This is a genomic window from Antrihabitans cavernicola (genome assembly GCF_008297975.1).
Lineage (GTDB): Bacteria > Actinomycetota > Actinomycetes > Mycobacteriales > Mycobacteriaceae > Antrihabitans > Antrihabitans cavernicola.
Genome location: NZ_VLNY01000021.1, coordinates 1 through 24,446 on the forward strand (window position 1 = coordinate 1; position 24,446 = coordinate 24,446).

General features: G+C 64.3%; 25 protein-coding genes and 5 pseudogenes. 15 read left to right on the forward strand and 15 right to left on the reverse strand.

Annotated elements, in window-relative coordinates; translation table 11 throughout:
- Positions 1-181 (reverse strand): annotated as a pseudogene (locus tag FOY51_RS27425) (OsmC family protein); the annotation flags it as partial.
- 108 nt (positions 182-289) lie between these two features.
- A pseudogene (locus tag FOY51_RS24710) lies at positions 290-400 on the reverse strand (ATP-binding protein); the annotation flags it as partial.
- Between the two features lie 59 nt (positions 401-459).
- Here FOY51_RS24710 and FOY51_RS24715 point away from each other — a divergent pair.
- On the forward strand, positions 460-1,119 hold the full coding sequence (locus FOY51_RS24715) for a tyrosine-type recombinase/integrase (RefSeq protein WP_187776459.1): 660 nt from the start codon (positions 460-462) through the stop codon (positions 1,117-1,119).
- Positions 1,016-1,543, forward strand: coding sequence for a tyrosine-type recombinase/integrase (locus tag FOY51_RS24720; protein ID WP_149432944.1), 528 nt, complete (start codon positions 1,016-1,018; stop codon positions 1,541-1,543). The genes FOY51_RS24715 and FOY51_RS24720 overlap by 104 nt, the downstream gene beginning before the upstream one ends.
- Before the next feature lie 43 nt (positions 1,544-1,586).
- On the opposite strand, the gene FOY51_RS24725 is transcribed toward FOY51_RS24720, so the two are convergent.
- Entirely contained in the window at positions 1,587-1,835 is a 249-nt protein-coding gene (locus tag FOY51_RS24725) for a hypothetical protein (RefSeq protein ID WP_149432945.1), read from the reverse strand.
- A 34-nt stretch (positions 1,836-1,869) separates the two neighbouring features.
- On the reverse strand, positions 1,870-2,160 hold the full coding sequence (locus tag FOY51_RS24730) for a hypothetical protein (RefSeq protein WP_149432946.1): 291 nt from the start codon (positions 2,158-2,160) through the stop codon (positions 1,870-1,872).
- A 49-nt stretch (positions 2,161-2,209) separates the two neighbouring features.
- Here FOY51_RS24730 and FOY51_RS24735 point away from each other — a divergent pair, with 49 nt between their 5' ends.
- On the forward strand, positions 2,210-2,434 hold the full coding sequence (locus FOY51_RS24735) for a hypothetical protein (RefSeq protein WP_149432947.1): 225 nt from the start codon (positions 2,210-2,212) through the stop codon (positions 2,432-2,434).
- An 18-nt stretch (positions 2,435-2,452) separates the two neighbouring features.
- Positions 2,453-3,370: a tyrosine-type recombinase/integrase gene (locus tag FOY51_RS24740; protein ID WP_290367923.1), complete on the forward strand. Its 918-nt coding sequence runs from the start codon at positions 2,453-2,455 to the stop codon at positions 3,368-3,370.
- 217 nt (positions 3,371-3,587) lie between these two features.
- Here FOY51_RS24740 and FOY51_RS27875 read toward each other — a convergent pair whose 3' ends face one another.
- The 3 genes from FOY51_RS27875 to FOY51_RS24750 all read right to left on the reverse strand — a co-directional run bounded on the left by FOY51_RS27875 (position 3,588) and on the right by FOY51_RS24750 (position 6,294).
- Complete coding sequence (locus FOY51_RS27875) at positions 3,588-3,722, reverse strand: hypothetical protein (RefSeq protein WP_290367922.1); 135 nt, start codon at positions 3,720-3,722, stop codon at positions 3,588-3,590.
- A 1,009-nt stretch (positions 3,723-4,731) separates the two neighbouring features.
- Positions 4,732-5,475 carry a GAF and ANTAR domain-containing protein gene (locus FOY51_RS24745; RefSeq protein WP_149432949.1) on the reverse strand — a complete coding sequence of 248 codons (744 nt, stop codon included), beginning with the start codon at positions 5,473-5,475 and terminating at the stop codon, positions 4,732-4,734.
- A 69-nt stretch (positions 5,476-5,544) separates the two neighbouring features.
- The gene (locus FOY51_RS24750) at positions 5,545-6,294 is read right to left on the reverse strand and encodes a GAF and ANTAR domain-containing protein (RefSeq protein ID WP_214633148.1); all 750 of its coding nucleotides are present in this window, start codon (positions 6,292-6,294) and stop codon (positions 5,545-5,547) included.
- A 300-nt stretch (positions 6,295-6,594) separates the two neighbouring features.
- Between FOY51_RS24750 and FOY51_RS24755 the strand changes: the two genes are divergently transcribed.
- The 7 genes and pseudogenes from FOY51_RS24755 (at position 6,595) to FOY51_RS27735 (ending at position 12,396) form a co-directional block, all read left to right on the forward strand.
- Positions 6,595-7,689, forward strand: coding sequence for a GAF domain-containing protein (locus FOY51_RS24755; protein ID WP_187776461.1), 1,095 nt, complete (start codon positions 6,595-6,597; stop codon positions 7,687-7,689).
- A 71-nt stretch (positions 7,690-7,760) separates the two neighbouring features.
- A complete protein-coding gene (locus tag FOY51_RS24760) occupies positions 7,761-7,949 on the forward strand; it encodes a hypothetical protein (protein WP_149432952.1) in 189 nt (62 codons plus the stop codon).
- 251 nt (positions 7,950-8,200) lie between these two features.
- Positions 8,201-8,392, forward strand: a complete 192-nt coding sequence (locus tag FOY51_RS24765) for a hypothetical protein (RefSeq protein WP_149432953.1) — start codon at positions 8,201-8,203, stop codon at positions 8,390-8,392.
- Positions 8,393-8,458: 66 nt separating this feature from the next.
- A complete protein-coding gene (locus FOY51_RS24770; protein ID WP_235916725.1) occupies positions 8,459-9,163 on the forward strand; it encodes a GAF and ANTAR domain-containing protein in 705 nt (234 codons plus the stop codon).
- 285 nt (positions 9,164-9,448) lie between these two features.
- Complete coding sequence (locus FOY51_RS24775) at positions 9,449-10,651, forward strand: SigB/SigF/SigG family RNA polymerase sigma factor (RefSeq protein ID WP_235916727.1); 1,203 nt, start codon at positions 9,449-9,451, stop codon at positions 10,649-10,651.
- 389 nt (positions 10,652-11,040) lie between these two features.
- A pseudogene (locus tag FOY51_RS24780) lies at positions 11,041-11,736 on the forward strand (transposase); the annotation flags it as partial.
- Positions 11,731-12,396, forward strand: coding sequence for an IS30 family transposase (locus tag FOY51_RS27735; RefSeq protein WP_235916741.1), 666 nt, complete (start codon positions 11,731-11,733; stop codon positions 12,394-12,396). The pseudogene FOY51_RS24780 and the gene FOY51_RS27735, both read left to right, overlap by 6 nt.
- Here the strand turns inward: FOY51_RS27735 and FOY51_RS24785 are convergent.
- On the reverse strand, positions 12,354-13,559 hold the full coding sequence (locus FOY51_RS24785) for an IS110 family RNA-guided transposase (protein ID WP_149432954.1): 1,206 nt from the start codon (positions 13,557-13,559) through the stop codon (positions 12,354-12,356). The two genes, FOY51_RS27735 and FOY51_RS24785, sit on opposite strands and share 43 nt — an antisense overlap.
- 278 nt (positions 13,560-13,837) lie before the next feature.
- Here FOY51_RS24785 and FOY51_RS24790 point away from each other — a divergent pair.
- From FOY51_RS24790 to FOY51_RS24800, 3 genes and pseudogenes are all read left to right on the forward strand, one after another.
- Positions 13,838-14,080: pseudogene (locus FOY51_RS24790) on the forward strand (IS30 family transposase); the annotation flags it as partial.
- Positions 14,081-14,356: 276 nt separating this feature from the next.
- A complete protein-coding gene (locus FOY51_RS24795; RefSeq protein WP_235916742.1) occupies positions 14,357-14,815 on the forward strand; it encodes an IS110 family transposase in 459 nt (152 codons plus the stop codon).
- Positions 14,811-15,221 (forward strand): annotated as a pseudogene (locus tag FOY51_RS24800) (transposase); the annotation flags it as partial. The gene FOY51_RS24795 and the pseudogene FOY51_RS24800, both read left to right, overlap by 5 nt.
- Positions 15,222-15,354: 133 nt before the next feature.
- Here the strand turns inward: FOY51_RS24800 and ltrA are convergent.
- The 7 genes from ltrA to FOY51_RS24840 all read right to left on the reverse strand — a co-directional run bounded on the left by ltrA (position 15,355) and on the right by FOY51_RS24840 (position 22,018).
- Entirely contained in the window at positions 15,355-16,833 is a 1,479-nt protein-coding gene (gene ltrA, locus FOY51_RS24805; protein ID WP_149432956.1) for a group II intron reverse transcriptase/maturase, read from the reverse strand.
- A gap of 782 nt (positions 16,834-17,615) precedes the next feature.
- Positions 17,616-17,849, reverse strand: a complete 234-nt coding sequence (locus FOY51_RS24815) for an antitoxin VbhA family protein (RefSeq protein WP_149432957.1) — start codon at positions 17,847-17,849, stop codon at positions 17,616-17,618.
- A 76-nt stretch (positions 17,850-17,925) separates the two neighbouring features.
- A complete protein-coding gene (locus FOY51_RS24820; RefSeq protein WP_149432958.1) occupies positions 17,926-18,483 on the reverse strand; it encodes a GAF domain-containing protein in 558 nt (185 codons plus the stop codon).
- A 147-nt stretch (positions 18,484-18,630) separates the two neighbouring features.
- Positions 18,631-19,350, reverse strand: coding sequence for a GAF and ANTAR domain-containing protein (locus tag FOY51_RS24825; protein ID WP_149432959.1), 720 nt, complete (start codon positions 19,348-19,350; stop codon positions 18,631-18,633).
- A gap of 334 nt (positions 19,351-19,684) precedes the next feature.
- Positions 19,685-19,897 carry a hypothetical protein gene (locus tag FOY51_RS24830; RefSeq protein ID WP_149432960.1) on the reverse strand — a complete coding sequence of 71 codons (213 nt, stop codon included), beginning with the start codon at positions 19,895-19,897 and terminating at the stop codon, positions 19,685-19,687.
- On the reverse strand, positions 19,894-21,219 hold the full coding sequence (locus tag FOY51_RS24835) for a WS/DGAT/MGAT family O-acyltransferase (RefSeq protein ID WP_235916731.1): 1,326 nt from the start codon (positions 21,217-21,219) through the stop codon (positions 19,894-19,896). The genes FOY51_RS24830 and FOY51_RS24835 overlap by 4 nt, the downstream gene beginning before the upstream one ends.
- Positions 21,220-21,610: 391 nt before the next feature.
- Positions 21,611-22,018, reverse strand: a complete 408-nt coding sequence (locus FOY51_RS24840; protein ID WP_149432961.1) for a hypothetical protein — start codon at positions 22,016-22,018, stop codon at positions 21,611-21,613.
- 1,084 nt (positions 22,019-23,102) lie between these two features.
- On the opposite strand from FOY51_RS24840, the gene FOY51_RS24845 reads away from it, so the two are divergent.
- The gene (locus tag FOY51_RS24845) at positions 23,103-24,104 is read left to right on the forward strand and encodes an AurF N-oxygenase family protein (RefSeq protein WP_149432962.1); all 1,002 of its coding nucleotides are present in this window, start codon (positions 23,103-23,105) and stop codon (positions 24,102-24,104) included.
- The last annotated feature ends 342 nt before the right edge of the window (positions 24,105-24,446 follow it).

Here is a 24,446-nt window from a genome sequence, read left to right on the forward strand (position 1 = left end):
CCGCAACGAGCAGCTGCTCAGGGTTCCAACGAGTCGCGTCGCCGCGGCCGATCACAGGATCAGCCGACGCCGGAATCGGTTGCCTCCCAGGCGAATGGACTGCATGATTGCGCGAGTAGCTGCCATACCCGGTAGTGGCGCCAGTCCATTCGATTTCGATCTCGTAATGATGCTCACCCACGACGACGAGCGTCCCACACCTACCCAACGAGGGATAGTCCGGCCACGCACTGAACCTGTGCGACTTCGGTCCCACCTACGCACACGTTCGCGCGAACAAGTGCGCTTTGGAGAAGGATTCGTTGGAAGCTATTGCGACGCTGTTCTTTTCCTCCCGCTCCGTCAACACCTGGAACAGCAGTTCGGCACCGCGTTTGTCGAGTTCCATGTAGCCGAGCTCTTGTCTCAACAGTCTTTCCTGTGTTCGGGTTGTCCTGGACTCACTGAGGGGAGCTGCCGGTGGACGATGTCGCCGAGTTCGTGGAGCACTTGGTGCTCCTGGGCCGCTCCAACTACACGATCTGGAACTACCGGCTCGGCGTCGAACACTTCCGGCGATGGCTAGATCCTCGCTCGCTGAACGCCGCGACCCGGACGGTCGTCGGGGAATACATCCACGACTTCGCCGAGCGGGGCGGCGGACGCGCTCCGCGGACGGTGAATCATCGCCTGGCGGCACTGGCCGCGCTTTATGGGTTCTTGATCGAGCGCGATAGTAGGCGCGCCAGCGGTTCGTGGGCGGGGTGTGAGAATCCGGTGCCCAACGGTGTTGCTGGGCCGGCGCATGGAATGCCTGGTCGGGACCTACCGCAACGCGGCCGTCTGGAACTGCACCACCGCGAACCTCGTTTGCTGCCACGCGATCTCGATCCAGCAACGGCCGAGCGTCTCGCGGTCGCCCCATCCTCGGCACGCGATCGGGCGATCGTCACGTTGCTGCTGCGCACCGGTCAACGGATCGGCGACTGGAGCGACGAGCACGGCCGCCACGGGGTGCTCGGCATGCGGTTGACCGATGTCGATCGGCGACGCCGGACGATCACCGTACGGCTCAAGGGCGGGCGCTCGCGACGAGCACCGGGTCCCGGTTACCCCGGACTGGTGGCCACTGCTCGATGACTACCTGAATTCCGAACGCGGACAACCGGATACGGTAGCGCTGTGGGTCGGGCGTCGACAAGGAGCCGACCGGCCGTTGCGGTATCCGGCGTTCGAGACATCGTTTCGACGGACCACAAGGAGCATGGGTGGGCACGCGACTCCGCACATGTTCCGGCACACCGTCGCCCAGCAATTGGTCGACACCGCCGGAGTGAAGGTCGCCCAAGAAGTCCTCGGCCACCGACACATATCCACCACCGCCGACGAGTACGCCCACGTCGACGAGAAAGCGATGCTCGCCGCACTGACCGAAGTCGCCCGCAGGCAACGACACTCACTGCTCGCCGTGGTCGAACCGACACCGCGTTACGCGTTTCCCTACTCCTACTCCAGTGACACCGTCGCCGCCCTCGACGAACTCACCGACGGCAGCCGGCGATGATGGACCGGGCCAGCCTGCTTTACACCGCCCGGCGGATGCGGCATCAGCCGTTCGACCGGGACGCGGTGGTCGAGATGCTGAGCCTCGAAGTGTCGTGTTGGGACCTGAGCCTGAAGGCCTGCCGCGCAGTGTTGGCCGGCGCGACGAGATTCGTCGAAGCATCACAACCTGCAGACAACCGAATGTCGCTGCAGCAGTGGTGGAACGACACCGCCGGCCGGAAACCGATGACATCGATGATGGCGCGGCCGCTGATCACCGGCCGGCTCGTGCAACCGAGCGCGATGTTCATGTCCAAGGTCCTGGTCGAACCGTGGGTGCGCGCGTTACCCTCCGAAGATCCGCTCACGGTCGCGGGTCAACGCCTGCAGCAGGCGTGCGAGCAGGTTGCGTGGGCAGCGCCCAAGGGCCGCCGCCGCGGGATCTGCACCGGGATGCGACTGATGCTCGCCCACGACTACGACCGACTCGACCAGCTCACCGATGACGACCTGGAAGAGTTGCCGCCCGGCGCGAACGCTCTCGACATCCTCGACGGTGCTCTCTGCGATCTGGGCGTGTTCCGCCGGTCCCCGCGACGAGGCACCGTGCGACGAAAAACGCAGCCGCTTATTCACCGATATGTGCACCTGTGGCACCGAGCCCGGTTCACCGCTGACACAACACATGCCGGTCGCGATCCCACTCACCACCCACGACCTCAACAGCGGCGGGTTCGCCGCGGCCCGCGCCCGCACCACCGCACGAATGACGGCGACGGTGATGGATCTGACCCGTGAAATCCCCAACATCCGCGCTTATGCGTTACGGACCTGGCACGAGGCCACCCAACGGCTAGCAGAAGACCCCGAAGCCACTACCGCGATCCGTGCCGAGCGGGACCGGTTCTGAGACTGGGCGCTGCTGGAACTGTTGTTGACCAGCGGGCTTCGGGTGGAGGAGGTCAGCGAACTCACCACGCTCGACGTTGTCAAACGGAAGCTGCCCGACGGCCAGATCTACTATCTGCTGCACGTCAAACCGTCGAAATGCGATCGGGCACGGGTCATACCGATCGGCGACGGACTCGGCCGGGTCATCGCCGAAATCATCGGCCACATCAAGACCTTCTACCGCACCGACGCGGTCCCTGCTTGCGACCGCCGCGACTACGTCGCCAAGGCCCCGCTACCGACCGCGCCGTATCTGCTGCAAGGAGTAGGACATCCCAGCGCGATGTCGATCCAGACCATCCGCGGCCGGCTGACGAACCTGTCACTCGCGGGCGCTCGCCACGCCGACGGCACCCCGCTGCGACTGCTACCGCAGGACTGCCGACGCGTCTTCGCCACCGAACACCTCAACAACAACAACAACCCTGTCCACGTCATCGCCGCACTACTCGGACACGCGTCCTTGGACACCGTGATGATCTACGCCAAGCTCTACCCGGACACTCTGATCGAGGGCTACCGTACAGCGATGCGCGGGCTCTACACCGACGTCTACGACACCGATGCCCTGCGCTCACCGGCCGTCGAGGAATGGAAGGCGTTCGCCGCCGGCTCCAGCCTGCGTGACATGGGCACCCACATATGCGCCCTCCCGACCGGTGAGCACTGCAGCCGCGGGCTGGTCTGCCTCGGCTGCCACCACGCCCAACCCAAAAAGTCGGCGGCACCCGTGTTTCGGCGCATGATCGCCAGCCACACCCGCGCACTCGACAAAGCCAGAACCCGCGGTGAACCCGCCGGACAACTCGCCGCCCGCGAACTCGAACTCGACCGCCTCCGCAGCGCGCTACACCGCGCCGAGGAACTCGACGACGACGTCGCGGACGCCTTGTAATCGGCCGGCTGATGCCGCCCAACGAGCCGGAGACCATCATCGGTGAAGGCACCGGTCGCCCACCTAAGCGGGTGCGTCGACGATGGACCGCGATCACGACCGGCGAATGCGGCGCGCAGCCATTCGGCGACAGCGAAACACCCCTACGCCGAGGTCTCTACCAACTGTGCACTCTTGGCCACCCCGACGCGGCCGACGACCCGCGCCGCGTCTGCGATCAGTGGCCCTGCGGATCGGTGATTGCCAATCCTTCCGCATTCTTGACCTGTCTGTGCCGCAGCAGAATCCAGCCGGTACCCGCTCCACTCGCCAGACATGCCGGCGCGGTGATCAGTACCCAGCTTCTAACCATCAGCGGTGGCAACCAAGAAGAACGCAAGAAACGCCAAACCGAGAACGATCAAGGCGAAACCCGGCCAATTGCGTTGGTCTTCGATCGATTTACCCGCATGTGTCCGCGTCATACGCTGCTGATCGGGTCGAAAATCCTCGCTCACCGCCGTCAGCTCTTCCCGTCTAGATCTGGTTGTACCACCACCACCGACGGAAACGACGTTGTACCACCACCGACGGAAACGACGATGTGGTCGTTCATCGGGCATTCGTCCACAGCGCGCTGCGCGAGCGCATCCCGAACCTCGCCGTCGTCGAGATTGGGCAGCTCGAAAGATACGGCGGCAGTTAGGACATATCCTCGCTGATCATCATGTGTCAGTCTCATTTTCGCGGTCACAACTACATCACTGACATCGATGTCACCGTTTGTTGTCGCACGTACCAGGGTCTGACGCAGGAAGGTCGCGAGCGCTGCCGCGTAGAGACGTTTCGGGGGTCAGGTCGTCGGTACCGTTCGCAACATCGGGAGTTGCGACGAAAGCGAAGACTGTCGATCTCGTCTATGCGAACATGCCCAGCGTCGGCGACCGCATGCGTTGCATAGCGTTGCCCGGTCATCTCCACGACAACGCACTCGGGGACAGTGCCCGGACAACCGCGTCGAGGAGGTAAGTCATATGACTCCTTGCATTCAGGGGTGGTTACCGAGCGATCGCTGCGTCTATCGAACGAAACGTATTCCTCACTGTGGTACCCCGTATCGAAGAAACGATGCAGAAGTGGTGCAACCGCCGTCTCGTCGGCAGGCCTCACCTGTATCGGTCGATCCCGGCGATCGCCGTTCGCGTGCCCGGCCGAAGCTAGAGCGAAGCCGACGAATTCGGGTCGACCGAACACCAAACTGTGCAGGTCTCACGCATACTCCGCAGACAATCGACGGCCGCGCTTCGCCGTCGACGCCGGATGCACCTGGATTCCGGAATCCAGTGATCGTCGCCAGGCGTCACATGGACCCTCGCTGAGTTTCAGGTGCGCGACGCAGCGGTCACGGCGTGGGGGTCGAGGTGGCCGGTGACGAGTTGATACGCAATGTCACCGAGGCGGCTGTTGGTGCGGCGGGCGTGCCCGCGCAGGAGGTGGAAGGCTTGTTCCATGTCCAGATCAACGGCGTGGGCGAGGACACCTTTGGCTTGCTCGATAGTGATGCGGCTGTTCAACGCGGTCTGCAACTGCTCGGTCAGCACCTCGCCGCGGCTGATCGCACGTTCTTGCAAAATACCGATAGTGGCGGTGTCGGCCAGCCCACGCGCGACCGTCAGGTCCTCCTCGGGTAGCGGGCCGCGGGTGGTGCCGAACAAGTTGAGCGCGCCGATGGTTTGTCCGCGTAACCGCAGCGGCACCGCATGCACCGACAGAAAACCTTCCCGAACTGCCTCCGGGGCAAAGACCGGCCAACGCTGCGTCTGCGCGGTCAGGTCCTCGATGAGGACCGGCTCCCCGCTGCGCACACAATCGAGGCACGGGCCCTCGTCAGCCTGCAGTTGGAACAGCTCCAACAAACGGGTGCGTTCGGTGGAGGAGGCCAGGACCTGCAGACCACCACGCTGATCGTCGAACATCAGCCCGGCTGCTGCAGCGTCGAGCAGGTCCACGCAGTGCTGGACCAACTGGTAGAGCACGTCGACCACGTCGTAGTCGTCGACGAGGGTGTCGGCCATACCCACGAACGCCCGCACCAGGGCCGTTTCGCGGTCGGTGTGCGATGACATTACGATTCATCTCCATCATCTGTGTCCTGTTACTACGGTAGCGCCGCGTCTCTCTCGGCATCTGGTGATCTATTCGTCGGGTTTGCTCAGATCCACGCGGCGCGCGATGACGTCGGCTGCGACGTCGTGTACGAGGCGACCGGTCGCGAAGGCATGCCCGCGTAGCCGCGAGAGTGCTTGCGCCGCAGGTAGTCCCAGCTGGGAGATGAGCATTCCGGTGGCCTGGTGGACCTCGACGCTGCTGCGCGGCAGCTGTGTGAGCCAGTGTTCGTAGTGCTCGTCGTCATCTACGTCTGCGATGGCTCCCATATGCAGCAACGCGATAGCAGCGATATCGGCGACTTGCAGCGCGATCGACAACTCGTCGGGAACCAGTGGCCCGGCCCGGCTGCGATAGAGACCGAATGAACCGATCGCGATCGCGCCGCTCTGAATGGGAAACACGAACAATGCTGCGACCGGTAGATCGGCGATCTCGGCGGCGAAGACCGGCCACGCCGCGGTCGTCGCGGTGGCCAGATCGGGGACGAGCACCGGTCCGCGGGTGGCGAAGGCGTGAAACGACGGCCCCTCCCCCAGCGTGAACTGGATGGATTCGAGACGAGCACTGACCTCGTCACTGGCATAGAGGGTTTCGTGATGTGCGGTGCCGTCGATCACGGTGATCGACGCCCCGTCCACCGGCAACAGGTCGACACATGCCCGACACACCCGCCCGAGAGCATCGAGTTCGGAGTCACCGTCGTGCAGCGCGGCGAGGACCGCGGCGCGCACCGCCTGCACCGACGTGTCACCCGCAGTGTCCGCCGGCTCACTCACCACGGGCTCGACACCTCGCTCGCGGTGCGCAACCCATCCACCGAGCACCATCGACGGCTGGATCGGGCAGAAACGACGGGCCTGCTTTTGCGTCGCTCATTGTGCAACAAATGCTAGCTGCGGATGGTGCTCGGTGTTAGAAAGGAGGAACAACGAACCGCTCGTCATGTTCAACAGCTGCATGACTGGGCCATTGCACTGCCCCGAGACCCCGGTCAGTGTGCGACAGCCACATCGCGTCCGCACCAGAGCGTGACATTCCGACGGCAGGAATTGCATATGCTGCAGAATCCCCACCCCGTGTCCGAGTCAAACCGCTCGGCCGACATCACGACGGCAATGACCGCAACTATGGGGGCGATCGCGGCCCGGATCGCGCCTGCGTCCGGCGCCCAGGAAGCGGACCTGGTGAATCTGACCGCGGCGGTAGTGCTCGCGGTGCCGGCCGCCGACCATGCCGACATCGTCCGCGCCCCCATCGACGGCGAGAGCGACTTCGGACCAAAGCAACGGTATTCGGCCAGTGCAACACTCGACGAATTACACACCGCAACAGGCACTGTCGCCGACAATCCCGCCCGCACCGTCCTGCGCGAGCACCTCCCGGTACGTATCGACGACACGGTCAGCGAGGTTCGCTGGCCGCAGTTCACCGCGCCCGCGAACGCATGCGCAGTCGGGTCGATGCTGGCTCTGCCGTTGACCGCCGACGGAAACACAATCGGAGTACTGAACCTCTACGCACGTCGCCCGCACGCGTTCACTACCGACGACCGAGCACTCGCCGCGGTCTTCGCCGACACCGCCGCCGCCGCCCTGCACACCCTGATGATGCGCACCGAGCAGCACCCATCTGCGGTGGTCTGCCGTGACGTCATCGAGCAGGCCATCGGCCTGCTGATGGCTCGGCACGGTCTCAGCTCCAGGCAGGCACCGGACACCTTGGGCCGGATCGCCGATCGCCGCCACGAGTCGATGCTCACCACGGCACACCGACTCATCGGCGATGTCCCCGACGCCGCGGCACCCCTCGTACCCGGCACCCTACGGCTCACGCGTACCGACACCGCCCACGTCGTGATCGTGCACGTGCACAACGACATCGACTACCGCAACGCACCCGCGTTCGTGATCGGCCTCGGTGAAGTACTGATCGCTGCCGAAGCTCGACCGGTCGTGATCGACCTCCACGAGGTCGACTTCATCAGCACCGAGGGCCTGGCCGCGCTCGCCGCGCTCGACGACCGCGCCGGCCGCGGAGGATCCCCGATCTCTCTCACCGGCTCCTACCCGGTCCAACGTCAGGTGCATGTGCTCGACCTCGGCCGGAATCTGCGCTGCTACACCGATCACGGGGCCGCAACACGCGCCGCCCGCGATGGTGCGCCGGGTTAGACCACGACAGACACGCGGCGATTGTGCGGTGGGTCGATGCTCACGGTGGTACCCCGGCAGCGGTGTGGGGAATGGCCTCACCCGATGCCGCCCGCGAGCTCCGTATCGACTTTCCCGGTATGGTCCGCGGCAGCGTCAAACACCTCAGCTGGGCCGATTGGTTCGCGAGGTTCGACACCGCCGGACTCGCCTTCCGCTTCCTCGACAAAACGCTCACTGATGGTGGTAGCAACTTCTACCACCTCGTCGCGGCGCAGTGACGCATCGACGGCGCGCCCGGCGGTGCTGTCGACGAGCTTCGCGGTCGATGCAGGAACGATGCAATCGCGACGGCGATGGGGCAAGGCCGGTTTCGACTCCTTGCGAGTGGGCAACCACCCGATAGATCACGGGGCGCTCCGTCGTATGAGCTCCAGTGATTTAGGTTTCGCAGGTTCAGCAGCGTGCCTGCGAAACCGCCTTCCTGGTAAGGCCCAACCGGCGAGCGACACCGCCCAGGTGTTACCCATCCATGGGTGTCGTGACCGGACGCGATCACCCACGTCGACGCGTCGAATCGGACGAACGTCCGCACTACGGAACGGTTCGGGATGCTGCACAGAATTCGGACCAGCGCCGCCCACCGCTCGACGGGATCGTTCCGCTGTACCTCGCCTTTTGGCATCGAACACACTCCGGCGGCAAGTATTCGGGTCGCCTGTAGTACCTGACTCCACGTTGATTTCGAGTCCTGACGTTGGATGCACTGCAGTCGTGGCAAGATCGATGCATGATCGCGGGAAACGGCAGCACCAGCTCACGGGCGCGGATGGCGGAGCTGGCCCGAAGCATGCAGGTTGCGCACGGCAGTGTGGAAGAGACACTGCAGACGATCACGCAGGCGGCGCTCACCATGGTGCCCGGTGCAGCCCAGGCCGGGATCACCCTGGTGATCGGTCGCCACAAGGTGCAGTCGCGCGCGGCGACCTCACCGGTCTCACGCGAACTCGACGAACTCCAAGAGCGCCTCGGTGAGGGTCCGTGTCTGCAGGCAACGTGGGAACACGAAACGGTCTCCGCCCCCGATTTGGCGACGGAGTCGCGGTGGCCACGATTCGCCGCCGGCGCCGTCGGTATGGGGGTGGGGTCGATGCTCTCGTTTCAGCTCTACACCGACGACAACGACCTCGGCGCAATGAACCTCTACGGATCGCGCCCGCACGCGTTCGACGCAGATTCCTACAGAACCGCCGCGGTGCTGGCCACCCACGCCGCAATCGCGTTGACCGGTGCGCAGCAACAGCAACAATGGCAATCCGCGCTGGCCACCCGCGACGTCATCGGCCAAGCCAAGGGCATGCTCATGGAGCGCTACAAGATCGATGCCGTGGCAGCCTTCGATCTACTCACCACGCTCTCGCAAGAAGCCAACGTCAAAGTCGCCGAGATCGCACGACGGCTCGTCGATATCGCCGCCCTACCGCCGCCGTGCTGACGCACGCCACAACGGTATGTTCGTGTGCCCTTGCTGCGGTCCGCGCCGCCTGACCACAGCCCACCCACCCGCCGGAGCAGTGCCCAGCTCGGTTCGCCGAGTCCCTTCGTGAGCGCTGGTGCACCGGCGGGCCGGCTTTGCCCCGCACCGTCGCCGTGGTGAGCAACGATGCGCGGGCGGGTTTACGCCCGCGGCCCAACGGTTACCTCGAAGGCAACTGCGCAATTGGCGTCGAGACAGGGCGCGCCTGCGCGTTTCTCTGCGTCGAACAACAGGAAGCGCACCATGTCGACATCCGTTGTGCCCCGCCACAGGAAAATCCGCAGCCACGCCGCCACCGATCCGTTGTCCGCGTCGATCAGCGTGCGACAACACACAGTCGTTCTACACGGCACCGGTGTCGTCGATGATCGCTCGGTTCGACTCTGGAAACGCACCCTCGACACGGCCGCGGACTCAGCACCCCACCCGCATGGAGAAGTGGTCATCGACCTACGGCGGCTCCGATTCGACGGACCCTCCGGACTTGCGGCACTCGCCGACACTTTTCAGCGCTGTCGCACCGCCGACCACCGCCTCTCGCTCGCCGCCGTCGACCCCGACGTGAGCAACGCACTACGCCACCACTTTTCGTGCACCAACCTCCTCACCTACGCGGACACGCAGATCGCGGTCAAGCGAGCCGAACGCCGCATGCATGCTCGGAGCCGGACGGCGAGAGCCGATGACACCCGACGCGATTACGAACATCTGGAGCCGTTGCTCGAGCAGCTCGCAGCACGTGCCGACGATCCAGGCGCACAGCGACGGTTACGTGAAGAGATCATCCGTTGCGCACTGCCCCTGGCCGACAACATCGCGCTCCATTTCAGCAACCGTGGTGAACGCAGCGACGACCTGCTCCAAGTCGCCCGAGTGGGCCTGATCCACGCGATCGACCGATTCGACATCGCTCGCAAGTCCAGATTCCTGCCGTATGCGATTCTGACGATGATGGGCGAGGTCCGGCACCACTTCCGAGACCGTACGTGGCCGCTGCACGTTCCACGCTCGGTACAGGACACCGTGATGCAGATCCGGCCGGTCATCGCCGAACTCTCGCAACGGCTCGGACGAGCACCGACTCCACGAGAGGTCGCCAACTCGTGTGGCATCGACTACGCGCTCGTCGTTGATGCGCTCGCCGCGACCAACGCCTGCCACACCCTCTCCGTCGTGAACTCCACCCAGGGCGACGACTCGACCATGACGCTGGCCGACACCCTCGGCGACGTCGACCCCGGCTACGACGTCATCGACGGATGCCTAACCGTAAAAGCCCTGACCGAACAGCTGCCGGACCGCGAACGCCAAGTGCTACGGCTACGATTCGTCGACAGTATGACCCAGACCCAGATCGCCACACAGATCGGCATCTCCCAGATGCAGGTCTCGCGCATACTCCGCAGAACCATCGATCAATTGCGCGAACTCACCCCCACCGACTGACCGTCGGCGACAACAGCCGCAATCCAAAACCACGGCGATGGTGCTCCGGCCCCGGGCTGCTACTTCGCGCAGTTAGTCGAGTTTGCGGGGCACCGGGGAGGTCGGTGCGCGGGATTCCACTCTGCGTCGGCCGATCACCAATGTGATGTCGGCGTGCGCCCTACCGGGAACATTACCGTGGCCGAGTATGTGATCGATTGCAGTTTCGTGTCCTCGCCGCCGGGATCATCGGGACCTTTCGCGTTTTCCACACTCAACATTTCGACACCGCGCCGCCACACGACCGGCCTAGTGCCACATCGGAACTCTCGAATCGGGACTGTCTGAATAACGGTTGATTCGATTCTTGGTTCGACACGCCAGGCTGAGCTTGGCGGGAAGGATCGATGATGACCGAAACACTGGAACCCATGGCAGCGGCCGAGGTGGATCAGAGGCAGTTGGCCGAGCAGCTCCTGGCTCAGGCCAAAGAGCTAGGGCGTGGAGGCTGATGGGCCCGAACGGGCTGCTCAATCAACTCACGAAGAACGTCCTCGAGACCGCACGCGGAAATGACCGAGCACCTCGGCTACGAGAAACACGATGTCCTTGGCCGCGGCAGCGGCAACTCCCGCAACGGCACCCGCTCGAAGACCGTGCTGACCGAGATAGGGCCGGTAGACATCGCGGTGCCGAGGGATACCGATTCCTCGTTCGCACCGCAGATCGTCAAGAAGCGGCAACGACGACTCATCGGCATCGACGAAATCGTATTGTCGTTGACGGCAAAGGGATTGACGACCGGAGAGGTCTCCGCACACTTCCAGGACATCTACGGTGCGACGGTCTCGAAGGACACCATCTCGCGGATCACCGACAAGGTCATCGGCGAGATGGTCGAGTGGCAGAACCGGCCCCTCGACCGCGGGCGGTTTCTATCGGTCGTTGCGAATCCTGGACGGAAGGATTCCGATGCCGCGATACGCGCCGAACAAGATGTCTGCAGGTGTCAAGCGCCGCTACTTCGAATTGGTCAGAACGGGAATATCGGGCTCCGCGGCGGCGCAGGCGGTAGGTGTGTCCTTGAGCTGTGGATCGCTGTGGTTCATCGACGCTGGCAGCGTGCGCTTCCTCGATTCACCGATCAATCCCCGTTATCTGACACAGAACGACCGACGCATCGAGATCACCGACGGCCTCGACCGTGGAGACGGGTCAAAGACATCGCCGAGCGGATCGGCAAAAGCTATCAAAGTGTTTACCGTGAGATCGCCCGAAACTGGAAGCCGGACGGCACTTATCAGCCCTGGTACGCACACGGCCAGGCATACCAGCGGCGCCGCAGACCGAAGCAGCCGCGGCTCGCCGCAGATGCTGACCTGCGGAAAATCGTGGCGACGAAGCTGACCGAGAAGTGGTCACCAGCACAGATCAGCCGCTGGCTGCGGCGACGATATCGTCGCCGGTCCTGGCATCTGTGCACCGAGACGATCTACGAAAGTGTCTACCAGGGCGTGGTCATCGATTTCGATCAGGGCGCGCGGTCTTCAGGGAAGAGTCGAAACGTCCTGCGCAGCGGCCGGATCTATCGGCACCGGCGCGGACGCGGGCGCTCTCGTGACGGAGCGCTGAAACAACGAACGAACATGAGGTCGATCCATGATCGGCCGGCCAGCGTCGACACGCGCCGACAGGCGGGCCACTGGGAATCTCAATGCTGTTGTCAAGCCGCAAGTGGCGTGTTCGCGAGGGCGGGTTCTTGGTAGAGGGTGTGGTCGCGCAGCATCGCCCAGATCACGTTGATACGGCGGCGAGCGAGCGCGATGAGCGCCTGCTTATGGGACTTTCCGGCGGCTCGCTTGCGGTCGTAGAACGCCCTTGAAGCGGGGCTGTTCTTCAGACTTGACAGCGCGGCGAGGTAGCACGTGCGAAGGAGTCGCCGGTTGAAGCGCCGCGGTCGGTGCAGGTTGCCGCTGATCCGCCCAGAATCGCGTGGGACCGGCGCGAGCCCCGCGACGCACGCCAGCCGATCGACGGTGTCGAACCCGTCGAGGGTGCCGCCGATCTGGGCGAGGAAGGTTGCGGCGAGCACCGGGCCGAACCCTGGCATGGAGACCAGAATCGCGGCGTCGTGGTGCTGGGAGAATCGTTGGGTCAGTTCGGTGTCGATCTCGGCAAGTTCGGCATCGATCCTGGTGATCTCGGCGGCAAGTCTGGCCACGAGCGCAGACCCCACGCGCTGGGTGGCCAGCATCGTGTGTTGGGTGTGTGCGGCATCAACCGCGGTGTGAGCGACGGCGCTGCTGTTGCGGCACCCGCGTGCTTTCAACCATGCTGTGAGCCGTGCTACGCCCATGCGCCGCAGGCTGTCGGGAGTGGCGTATCCGGACAGAAGTGTCAGGGCGGCTTTGCTTTTCGAGTAGTCGAACGCCCGTTCTAGCGCCGGAAAGTACTCCAGCAACGTGGCGCGGAGCCGGTTGATGGCCCGCACCCGTTCGTAGATGACGTCCGAGCGACGGGAGGTGAGAAGCCGTAGGTCGACGCTGATCTGGTCGGCGCCGCGAACGGGCTGCAGGTCGGTACGCATCCGTGCTTGATCGGCGATGATCCGGGCATCCTTGGCGTCTGTTTTACCGTCGCCACAGTAGGTTGCGGCAGCGTGGTGCACGATCCTGCCTGGGATGTAGAGCATCTGCTGACCATGGTTCGCCAACAACGCGATGAGCAGTGCGGCGCCTCCGGCATTGAGGTCGGTTGCCCAGCAAAGATCGTCACCGGCCGCGATCTCGGTCACTGTGGTGATGAGCTCGAGCAGTACGGCCTCGTCGTTCTCGACTCGTTTCGACAGCAGTACCGTGCCGGATTGGTCGATCACGACGCAATGATGTGCTCGTTTGCCTGAATCGATTCCTGCCCATATCGCTGGCATAAGTCCAGTTCCTTCCGCGCGGTCGGATGCTTGTAGGCCCTGTCGATAACCACGCCGGCACGTCCTTACCCAACGATCAATGTCGCAATTCTCAATCAGCGGTCGAGTTATCGGCGGGCAGCGGGCGGCCATTCCCAGTGAGCCGTCCAGGCGGCAGGGAGACCTGAGCCATACCCGCTGCCCGAGGGTGAATCGAACACTACGACAGCCTCGGATTCACCCTCAACAACACCGTAAGGAGGGTGATCTCATCGTCGGCTCACGAGGTCCGCAGTCCGACGCTGGTGGAACGCAAGATGCGACTCACCCTGCTGATCGGCTTGCCCACCGGACATTCGGCCCCGCAAATCGGAGACGCTCTGATAGCGACCTTTGCCCAGCTCCCGCCCAAGCTGCCGGACACTGACCTGGGACCAGGGCAACGAGATGTTTCACACGAGCGGATCGAGGCCGCGACCGGCCTCAAGATCTATTTTGCCGACCCGCACTCACCCTGGCAGCGCGGCACCAACGAAAACACTGTGAGTGTTGAGAGCGGCTCGGTTGGGTTGTTGAGCCAGGCTGGTGCTGGCAGCTCGAGGTGACTCTCGAGAATACTGACCGCCGCGGTGGCGTGTCTTTCGTTTGACCTGTTCCTGGGGTTGCTGGCACCGACCTGGCCCACTCGTCTTGGCTTGATTAGGAGCTTGTCCGCCGTTTGCTGGCGTGACCCCTCACAGTGCTGCCGCGACCAGTGACCTTCACCCAGGCCGATGCCTTCCACTTTCACTCTAGATGGAAGGACTACCGCAATGGTCATGCTGGCAGAGCACTACGAGTTCGTCATCGGAGGCGACCCCGACCGGGACACGATCGACCTGGCGGTGCTCGACACCAGCGCCGGTCGGGTTCACGCTCATCTGGCCGACAGCGCTGACGGACCGGGTTATGACCGGATGCTCACCTGGGCTGCGGAGCACGCCCCCGGCCGACGGATCTGGGCGCTGGAGGGCACCGGCAGCTTCGCCGCTGGGTTGGTCGTGGTCTTCCTCGATGCCGATGAAACGGTCGTCGAAGTTGGTGCGCTCAAACGTGCCCGCGGCGCCAAGAACGATCGGATCGACGCGATCCGCGCCGGACGCCAGGCACTCGCCCGCGACGAACAGGGCGCGCCGCGCGCGGGTGGTCTGCGCGAGGCGCTGCGGATGGTTTTCGCTTGCAGGGAAGGGGTTTTGGTCAGCCGCACCAAGGCCATCAACGAGCTCAAGAGCCGATGAAATGGCTCGCGATCTGCGGCCCGTGTCCACCGCATCATCGGAGTCCGCAGCCAAGGAACGGTTCGTCGAATTCTGCGGGAAATGGGGCGGGCAGTATCCAGCGATCGTGCGGATGTGGGAGAACGCGTGGACCGAGTTCGTGCCGTTCCTCGACTACGACGTCGAGATCCGGCGGGTCATCTGTTCGACCAACGCGATCGAGTCCGTCAACGCACGCTACCGACGCGCTGTCCGTGCCCGTGGACACTTCCTGACAGAGCAAGCCGCACTCAAATGCCTCTATCTCGCCACACGAGCACTGGACCCCACGGGGAAAGGCAAGGCACGATGGGCAATGAGGTGGAAGCCGGCGCTCAACGCGTTCGCGATCACCTTCGAAGGACGCATCACCCCGAACGGTAACTAACCGACGCCGAGGTCGGATCCGCTGAGTAGGCCCGAGGCGCGGTGGCGGGATTGCTCCCGCTCCGTTTCCCCGGACCTCTCGCCGAACCCGCCGTGCGTCTCTCGACGCAACGGGCTCTCCACGGTCTCTGCCGTCAGGCTGCTCGCGGGATCGGTAACCATCGGTTGGGAATTCTGTTGCCGCGCCAGCGGTAACGGGTGACCGTCACCCCCGCCATGTTGAACAACGAGGTTCCGTCCGCCGCCGTAATCGGCAACCAACGCCCGTGGGCGGTGGTGAAGCGGCGACGCATGGCCCGCCAATTCCAGTGGTGCCGTGCTTGCAGCATCCGGATCAGCCGCCACCACACGAAGTTCTGCAGTGCGGAGAACCGGTCCTTCGCCACAGCATGTTTGAAATAGGCAGACCAGCCGCGCATGATCTGATTGAGCCGTCGGATCACGAACTCCAGACTCAGCTGCGACTGCCGATGGGTCAGGGCACGGACTTTCGCCTTCAACGACCGGATAGGCCGGTCACCGATGAAGGTGTAGACGAACCACTTGTCCGAGCCCCGCTTGCGGCGCCACTGGATGTGGAACCCCAAGAAATCGATCCCCTCTTCGAGGTGTCGCACGTGGGTCTTCTCCGGCGAGAGCCGAAGACCCATCGGCGCGAGCACCTCACCGACCTGTTCGCGCACAGCCTCGGTGTCGTTTCTGGTCCCGTGGACCAGAACGACGAAGTCGTCGGCGTAGCGGACCAGCCGCCACGTCGGTGACCCCTTGCGGCGCCGGTAGGCCCGCTTGCCCTCGCTCGACATCGTCCCGCCCGGTTTCCACGGCGCCATCACGTGCTCGTCGAGCACGCTCAACGCGATGTTGGCCAGCAGCGGCGACAGGATGCCACCTTGGGGTGTGCCCGTCATGGTGTCCTGCTGGTCGCCGTGCTCGGTGAGCACCCCGGCCTTGAGGAACGCCTTGACCAGCAGCAGCACGCGTTTGTCTTTGACCCGCAACCGAACCCGGCCCATCAGGGCCGCATGGTCGATCCGGTCGAAACACGCCTCGATATCCGCATCCAGCACCCACCGATAGCCGTGGGAGCCGAAATGGTGAATCTCGGCGATCGCGTCCTGCGCCCGCCGGTTGGGCCGGAAACCATAGGAGACCGGCGCGAAGTCGGCCTCGACGATCGGCTCCAGCACCAGCTTGAGCGCGGCCTGCACGACCCGATCCGCCACCGTCGGAATACCGAGGCGACGAACCTTTCCCGACCCACCCGGCTTGGGAATCACGCGCTCCCGCACCGGCAACGGCCGAAACGAACCATCCTTGAGGCTGGCTCGCAGATCGTCCAGGAACCCTGGAGCCCCGACCTGTTCCTCGACGTCGGCGACCGTCAAGCCGTCCACGCCGGGAGCCCGAGCCCCACGGTTGCCCGCGACCCGATCGAACGCCACAATCAGCGTCGCCGGATCGCACACCAAATTGAACAGATCGTCGAACCGGCGACCAGGATCGGCCACCGCCCAACGGTGAAGCTTGGCCTGCATCTCCGATACCCGCCGCCGCGACCCCACCGGGACCACCGCGGACAGGGCGTCACCATTCGGTGGCGCATCTTTCGGCATTACAGTCTCCGTCCTTTCTCGAAACCGCTGCCGCCCTTCGCCATGTGACCCGGCTTTCCCGGCCTCGGACTACTACGGCGGCTCCGCCCCACCCGACCCGTTTGACGGTCGATGCGTCTATCCCCAAGCGGCGCAACCGGATCGCGAGCCGCCAGGGAGCCTGACCGGGTGGTTCCCGTGTTCACTGTGATTCGCTCAACGAAGGAGGAGCCCAACTGTGTCCCTGCGGCCTCGCCACGAGTACGCCGTAGACCTTCCCCGTGGCCTCCCGACCGGCAACGGTAAACCGGCCCAGGAGTTCCCCACCGACCACGCCGGCGGGTACGCACCGCGTCCTGCCCACATCCACCAGATTCGAGCAGGCGTCAAGTTCAGAGAGACGTAACAACGCTGGTTCCTCGCGTACTCCTCTTCATCCCGCTAACCGGGCCCGCACCATCTGGCAGTGCTGGCACGTCCCGGCGTTGTCAGGGCTGCTCCCACCCTCCCCGGCACCACCCGGATCAGGCTGCCCTCAGCTCCACCGACCTACTACGACAGGCCAGCGGCGAAGGTCTCTCACCTCCACTCGAATCACAGCGCCTCACGGCACAAACCGTTAATCGGACACTCCCCTCGAATCCAATCGCGTCGGTCGACGATCTCTAGTCCGCGGCCGGCAGGTCACCACGACGCACCGGCACCGCACGGTGGGGGCTCCACGCCGATAGTCGAAGTTGCCTCGTGCGGGATCGCAGACCCAGATGGGGCTCTCGGATTTCGTCGACACACTGTGCCGAGGTCTATGTGGAACCCCTCGGCGTCTCGGCGCTGACGGCTCGCCAGTCGCGGTGTTGCTGGTATTGCTCGGCGGTGATGCTACCGGCGACGTAGTCTGCGAGGTCGGCGACGTCGCTGCGGGTCGGTACGGCATCGTCGTCGCCGAGTGAGTCCGACAGCTCGCGGCGTTGCCGACTCGTCAACGGCGCCCACAACTCCGGCCAGCGCCTCGCATATTTGCAGGGTTCCCACGTCATCGCCTCCGTGCCTCCGCTACCGCACTTGCTCCGGGTTGAACACGACGGAACCCGGGCGTCGAAGCCTGCAGGTGGTTCAGTCGACGGCGGGAACGGTGCGAGCAGCGTTGTAGATGTCGATCTCGGTGTGTTGGGCGGGGGTGGAGGCGTTGACGAGGTAACCGGTGGCGATGTCGGCCAACAGCTGCGCCGCGGCGATGTCGGGGGCGGGCCAGGCGCGGGGATCGTCCGCGTAGAGATCGAGCACCCCGATGATGTCGTCGCCGAGCCGCATCGGGATCGCCCCGACCGCGACAACCCCCGCGTCATGCGCCGCCGCCGCGTACAGGGGCCACCGGTCCCCGCAGTCGCCGATATCGGTGATGCACACCGGTGCGTCGGTCTCGTATGCGGTGCGGGCCGGCCCGTCCTGGTAATGCTCCTGCCACAACTCGACCTCAACCATGTTGCCGGTGCTGGATGTGACGAACCACAACCGCTCGTCCGAGACCAGGCTTACCCCGGCACCGGTGACCCCGAGCACCTCGGTGACGGTATCGGCCAGGTCGTCGAGGACGAACTCGCTCTCGTAGAGGGTGGGCAGGGTGCGCACGTACCGGCTCAACGCGGCTATCAAAAGGTGTTGGTCGAACATCGGGACCGTATCCTCGGAATCACACCACCCGAGTGGGTGGCTGACCGCAACGCAAAACCGGGGGGATCCAGGGAGGAACGTCACCGCGTGTTCCCACCCTACGCCCGACCGACGACGACCGACGGCGGTAGGTCGATGAATGTTGGACTACAGGTGCAGGCGTAGTTCCACGATCGCGGTCGCGACCGCCCGCACGGTGACGCGGTGGCTGCGGGCGTGGGCGCGCATTAGGTCGAACGCCCGGTCGGGGTGAATGTTGTGCCGGTTGGCGAGGATGCCTTTGGCCTGCTCGATCACGACCCGCGCTCCCAAGGCGTGCTCGAGCTGCTCGGCGAGTTGGTGTTGTTGGCGCAGGGTCGAGGAGTTGACCAGATATCCGGTGGCCATGTCGGCGAACACCCCGGCGGCGGTCAGGTCGGTGGCCGACCATTCCCGCCGCTTGGCGGCGTAGAGGTCGAGGGCGCCGACCCGGTCGTCGCCGAGGGTCATCGGGATCCCGGCGACCGCCACGATTCCCGAGCCGCGGGCCGTCGAGACGAATCGGGGCCACCGGGAGGCGTGGTAGACGAGATCGGGAACCGACACGACCTGACCGGTGTCGTAGGCGTCACGGCAGGGCCCGGCCTGGAACTCTTCCTGGCAGCGTTCCAGCGCACCGGCCGCACCGGTAACCGCGGTGACCGCGGTGACCGCGGTGACGAAACGCAACCGCCCGTCGGTGGCAACACTCACCCCGGCCCCGGCCAGATCGAGCACCGCGCTCACCGATTCGGCCAACTCGGCCAACACCACGTCCACCTCGTAGGGTGCGACCAAGAGTCGGGCGAAGCGTGACAACGCGGCGGTGAACAAACCGATGTCGTACATGCCTGTGTCCCCCGGTTCCCGTCCACCGTTCGGTGGGCTCACCGCAACACGTCGACACCGATCGAGCGCGACCCCGCATCGCATATGTGCTGGCCACATTAGCCGACCGCCGGGCTGTGGGAGGGTAACCCGCGACCCGAGCCCGGCCTAGGTCGACCCGGACTGGCCCACCGAGAAGCCTGATTCGGAACCAGCCGCAGCCGACGATGAGCGTCGCCGCGCTTCGCATACCTTGCTGCACGCCCCAATGGTGACGGCGAGACCATCCGAGAATGCGTGGCTGCGAGGAGTCTGCACAGTATGTGCGCTCAGAGCATCACTGCAGCCAGGACAATCAGCACCCACGTGAGTACCCCCAGCCCAACCCGAGAACGATCGAGCCCACGAGTAGTCCGAGCAGCGCCATTGCACCGACGACGCCAACCGCGCCACCGAAAGCGACCGGCCAGTCACGATGCCGGTGTGCGTTGAGCAGCGGTTGCCCCGGCAGGTCCACCGTCTCGCCGCGCGCGCGTCGCCGTCGCGATTCGGAAAGACGGGGGGTCACAGTCCGCATGCGGTTTCGAGGGCGGCGAGTTCGCCGTCGAGGTCGTCGAGGAAGGGTTGCAGTGCGGGCACTGCCCGCCAGGCGGCGGTGAGTCCGAAACTGATACCGGCGCCGGTACTGCTGCAGGTGATGTTGAGGGCCTGACCGTCGAACGGCACCGACACCGGGTAGAGCGCGTCGAGGCGGGCCCCGTTCCAGTACAGAGGTGTATCCGACCCAGCCACGTTGGAGATGATCACGTTCGGAGGTCGGACCGGGCAGGGGAGCCCGAGCAGGCCCGCCGCCAGCGGTGCGATACCGAGTGCGCCGGCTGCCAGTGTTTGCAGCGGGCTCATGCCACTCAACGCCGCTTTACCCTCCGCGGTGCTGACGCGGATCGCGGCGAGCCGGCATATCGGGTCGGCGAGGCGAGTGCCGAGGTTGCACATGAACACGCCAACCCGGTTGCCGCCCTGTCCGCGCGGCTGCTCGTCGGGTAGCGCTACCGGCACCATCGCGATCAGTGGTGCCTCGGGCAACGCGTGACGAGCGAGCAGATGCGCGCGTAGCGCACCGGCACACATCGTGAGGACCACATCGTTGACGGTGGTGTCGGCGTGCTTGGCGACCAGCCGCAGCCGCTCCAACGGCCAGGACCGGGCAGCGAAGCGGCGGCCTCGGGTGACCGGAACGTTCAGCACGCTCGCAGGGGCCGAGAGTGACAGTGGTCCGCCTCGACGGTGCAGGGCCCGGTGCACTGAATCGGCCAGCGCCGGCACCAGACCCACCACCTCACCGACCCCAGATCGGGTGGTGTGCCACGCGGCGCCGCTGACCTGAAACGGAGTGAACCCGGCGGACCCCTCGCCCGCCGGAGCTGGGATGGCAGCCGGTTGCTCCCACAGGGCGGGCATGTTCTGCTCGTCCGGGTTGGAACTGAGCCGACGACGCAGCATCCGCATCGCCGCGACACCGTCGGTGAGTGCGTGATGAATCTTGACGTACACCGCGAAACGGCCGTCGTCGAGACCCTCGATCAGAGCCATCTCCCACAACGGGCGGCTGCAGTCGAGCGGGTCGCCGTGCAGCCGGGACACCAAATCGAACAACTCGCCGGTTCCACCCGGGGCGGGCAATGCGTGTCGGTGAATGTGGTAGTCGAGGTCGACCTCGAGCTCGGTGTCCCACCCCCATTGCCCCAGCGAGGTCAGCGATCGGCGGGCCCGCTTCCGCAACGGCCTCGCCACTGAGTTCCGCGTCACTGCGTTCTCGAGCATCGACCGCAAGTAGGTCGCGTCTGCACCCTTGGGCGGGGTGAACACCAGCACCGCGCCGACATGCATCGGCCGTTACGGCGCGTCCGCCGTCAAGAACATCGAATCCGTCGGTGCCATCGGCAACAGCACTTTTGTCCCCTCTGTCGCGATTCGGATGCCGGACCGAACCACGGTCGGGCACCGTCCTTGCAACAGGCGGGGTCAGGGCATGTCAGAAGTATCGTTTCACACGTGACTCACATCACGAAACACCACTGCTCTCGTCAACCAGCACACACCCGATACAAGAAACAGGATCTTCGAGCGGATCCGCGCTCTGCCCGCCGGTATGCGAGCATGACGGCTAAAGAAGCACGCAGAAACGAATACCGAGCAAGCCGCATCAAGGTGCCAAGTCATGGTTTGTCCGTGCAGGTGGAGACGCAGCCGCGAAATGTCGTGTGCGCCGGGTGGGAAGCTACCCGCCGGGCGTCGATTCGCGACGCGCCTTCTCCTGCAGCCGTTGCTCCAACGCTGCTTCGCGGTGAATGCGATATCGCCGCATCCGTTCGGCACCGTCTATCGCTCGTCGCCGGGCCACTGCACGCTGCCACGCATGTCGATCTGCCCGGGCACGTGCGTTCGTGTGCGCTGCAGCGAACACCGCGACCCGTAGCGCCTCACCACGCTGGATCGCTGTGGCGTCGTCGAGTAGATCGCCCGCGATCCGGTCCGCCGCGCCCAGTACCCGGCGCCACGCGAGCACCTCGGCCGACGAATCACCCATCGTCGACTCGAGACCGTCCTCGATCATCGTCAACGGCGTTCTGGCCAAGCCGTAAACGAAACGCAGCATCGGTCCCGGCCAGCCGACCCGACTGGCCACACCTGGATCAGTCGCTGTTCTCGTTGAGTCGGAATGGACTTCGGTACGAGTCATACGCAGAACCCCTTCCCCCGCAGGGGATTTCGATCGGCCGAGACTTTTCGTTCGGCGACGACCTGAGCTCGCCAGGGACAGGGGCGAGAGGACACTCGATACAAACGGCACGGCGGTCAACAGCACGGCCGAGTGCGCATCAGTGCACACCACCGAGGATAACTGCGCCGCCTCCATCGCGAAGGATCTTCGGCATGTTCGGACCGACGTCGATGGGTCGGGCGTTTCACCCGACGGACAACGGCGGCGGTCCCGGCCATACCTCGGACCACCCCTCGAATAGTCCGCTCGGTCACACCTGTCACCAAGGCGACGAGATGACACTGCAAGAATTGTTCTGCGAAGGTGTCGACACATGCTCCGCGTAGATCCCGGATCAGCCGGGCAACCCGCGAACCGATCCGAGTCCGATGTCGCCTGAGACACGAAAATCGGAACCCGGTCGGGCCGAACGAGCCGAGCGCGAAATATCGACGTCCAGGATGCGGTCGTAACCTCGGCCGCCGATGAAACGGCGACTCGGTCGTGGCGTCCGGTCCTGCCGCGAACGGCAGTCATGGTCCGCGCCGGCTGACGACTGGACCCACTCGGTAACGACGAACTGCACACCGCCGCCGCCCGACTATCTGCGCCGGCTGCGACGCCGGGCCAGACTTCCGGGCCTCAGCGCCGCGCCTGATCCTCACCTCCGCCGGTGTGCGGGTCGCCGACACACCCGGTGGTGTGTGAGGTGCCCTGGGTTTGGTTCCGATCTTTATCAGCGAGCCAGCCGACCCGGCCCTCGCAACCACATAGGAACTAAACCTGGGGTACTTCAAAACCACCGCGATCAGGTCATCGACGACGGCAATGTTCATCGAAGACTCCGGCACCCGACTGGGACTCGCCCGCGTTCGCACTCGATGTTGCCGATAGGCAATGGATCTTGCCCGGTCCATTAGTGGTCGACACCTTGGACGGCATTTGCCTGGTACACCTCGTCACGTCAACTATGATCGATAGCAAATTCTTGTCGGCTATCGGAGGTTTCATGACGATCACAGCGGAGTCGAACGATCAGTCAACCTCATCGTCAGAGGACAACTACTTCGACCAACTCCGAATACTTTCGGAAGCTTCCGTGCACAAACGCTTCGATCCGTACCTCGATATCGACTGGGACTCGCCCGCGTTCGCACTCGATGTTGCCGATAGGCGATGGATCTTGCCCGAAAGCGACATCGTGGGCCGACACCCTTGGTATCGCGCACTTCCAGAGGGCAGGCAGATCGACATCGGGCGCTGGCGCATCGCGAACATCTACAAGGTGGGTCTGCAATTCGAGAGCATCCTCATTCGAGGGATAACCCAGTATTCGTTCACGGTTCCGAACGGTTCACCGGAGTTCCGGTACTGCGTGCACGAGGCCGCCGAAGAATGCAACCACACCATGATGTTTCAGGAGATGATCAACCGAATCGGTTTGGACGTCCCCGGAGTGTCTTGGTGGATGCGAGGGCTGTCGCCACTCATCCCCCTCGTCGCCGGGTTGTCTCCGACGATCTTCTTCATCGGAATCCTTGCGGGAGAGGAGCCGATCGACCACACGCAGAAAAGTATGCTGCGCGATCGGCGCGCGGATATTCACCCGTTGGCGTTGCGGGTGATGGAAATCCACGTCGCCGAGGAGGCCCGCCACATCTCGTTTGCACACCAGTTCATCGAGCGCAGGGTCACGCGGATGAATCCGCTGGGCCAGCTGGTGATGTCGGTCGCCTTCCCGATTGCGATGCGGTGGCTCGTCGGCGAAATCATGGTTCCACCGAGCGAGTTCCGTAAGAAGTTCGACATCCCGCAGTCGGTGATCGACGATATGTTTTGGGACGGACCCGAATCGCAGGAGGTTCGTCGAAATATGTTTGCCGACGTCCGAATGCTCGCGCACAAGGCCGGAGCGATGAACCCGCTCGGACGGCTGGTGTGGAAAATCTGCGGAATCGACGGCGACACATCGCGTTTCCGGAGCGAGCCAGCCAGAACACACACTGCATAGAGTTGATAACATTCAGAGTGCACCGACGCATTGCGATCAATGTCCGGACGTCGAAGGTTGATGAAACAGCAGTTGGTATCACTACTGCACGCGACTGAGATGGCCAGGTTCAGCAAGCTAAACATTGCAGTATGGGTTGGCCCGGCGTCGCTACCTCGCCGACTTTCTGCAGGAATCAGAGCGCGTCCTGGTGACCACGCTGCACGATTTGGGTGATCATCGACGTCAAAACGTTGCGCCGACAGATCCCATAGACCGCGATCTTGAACTCATCGCAGAAGAGAACTCGCGGTTGACCTACACGCGTGATTGCCACAAGTTAGCCGTTCGGCTCGGTCTGCA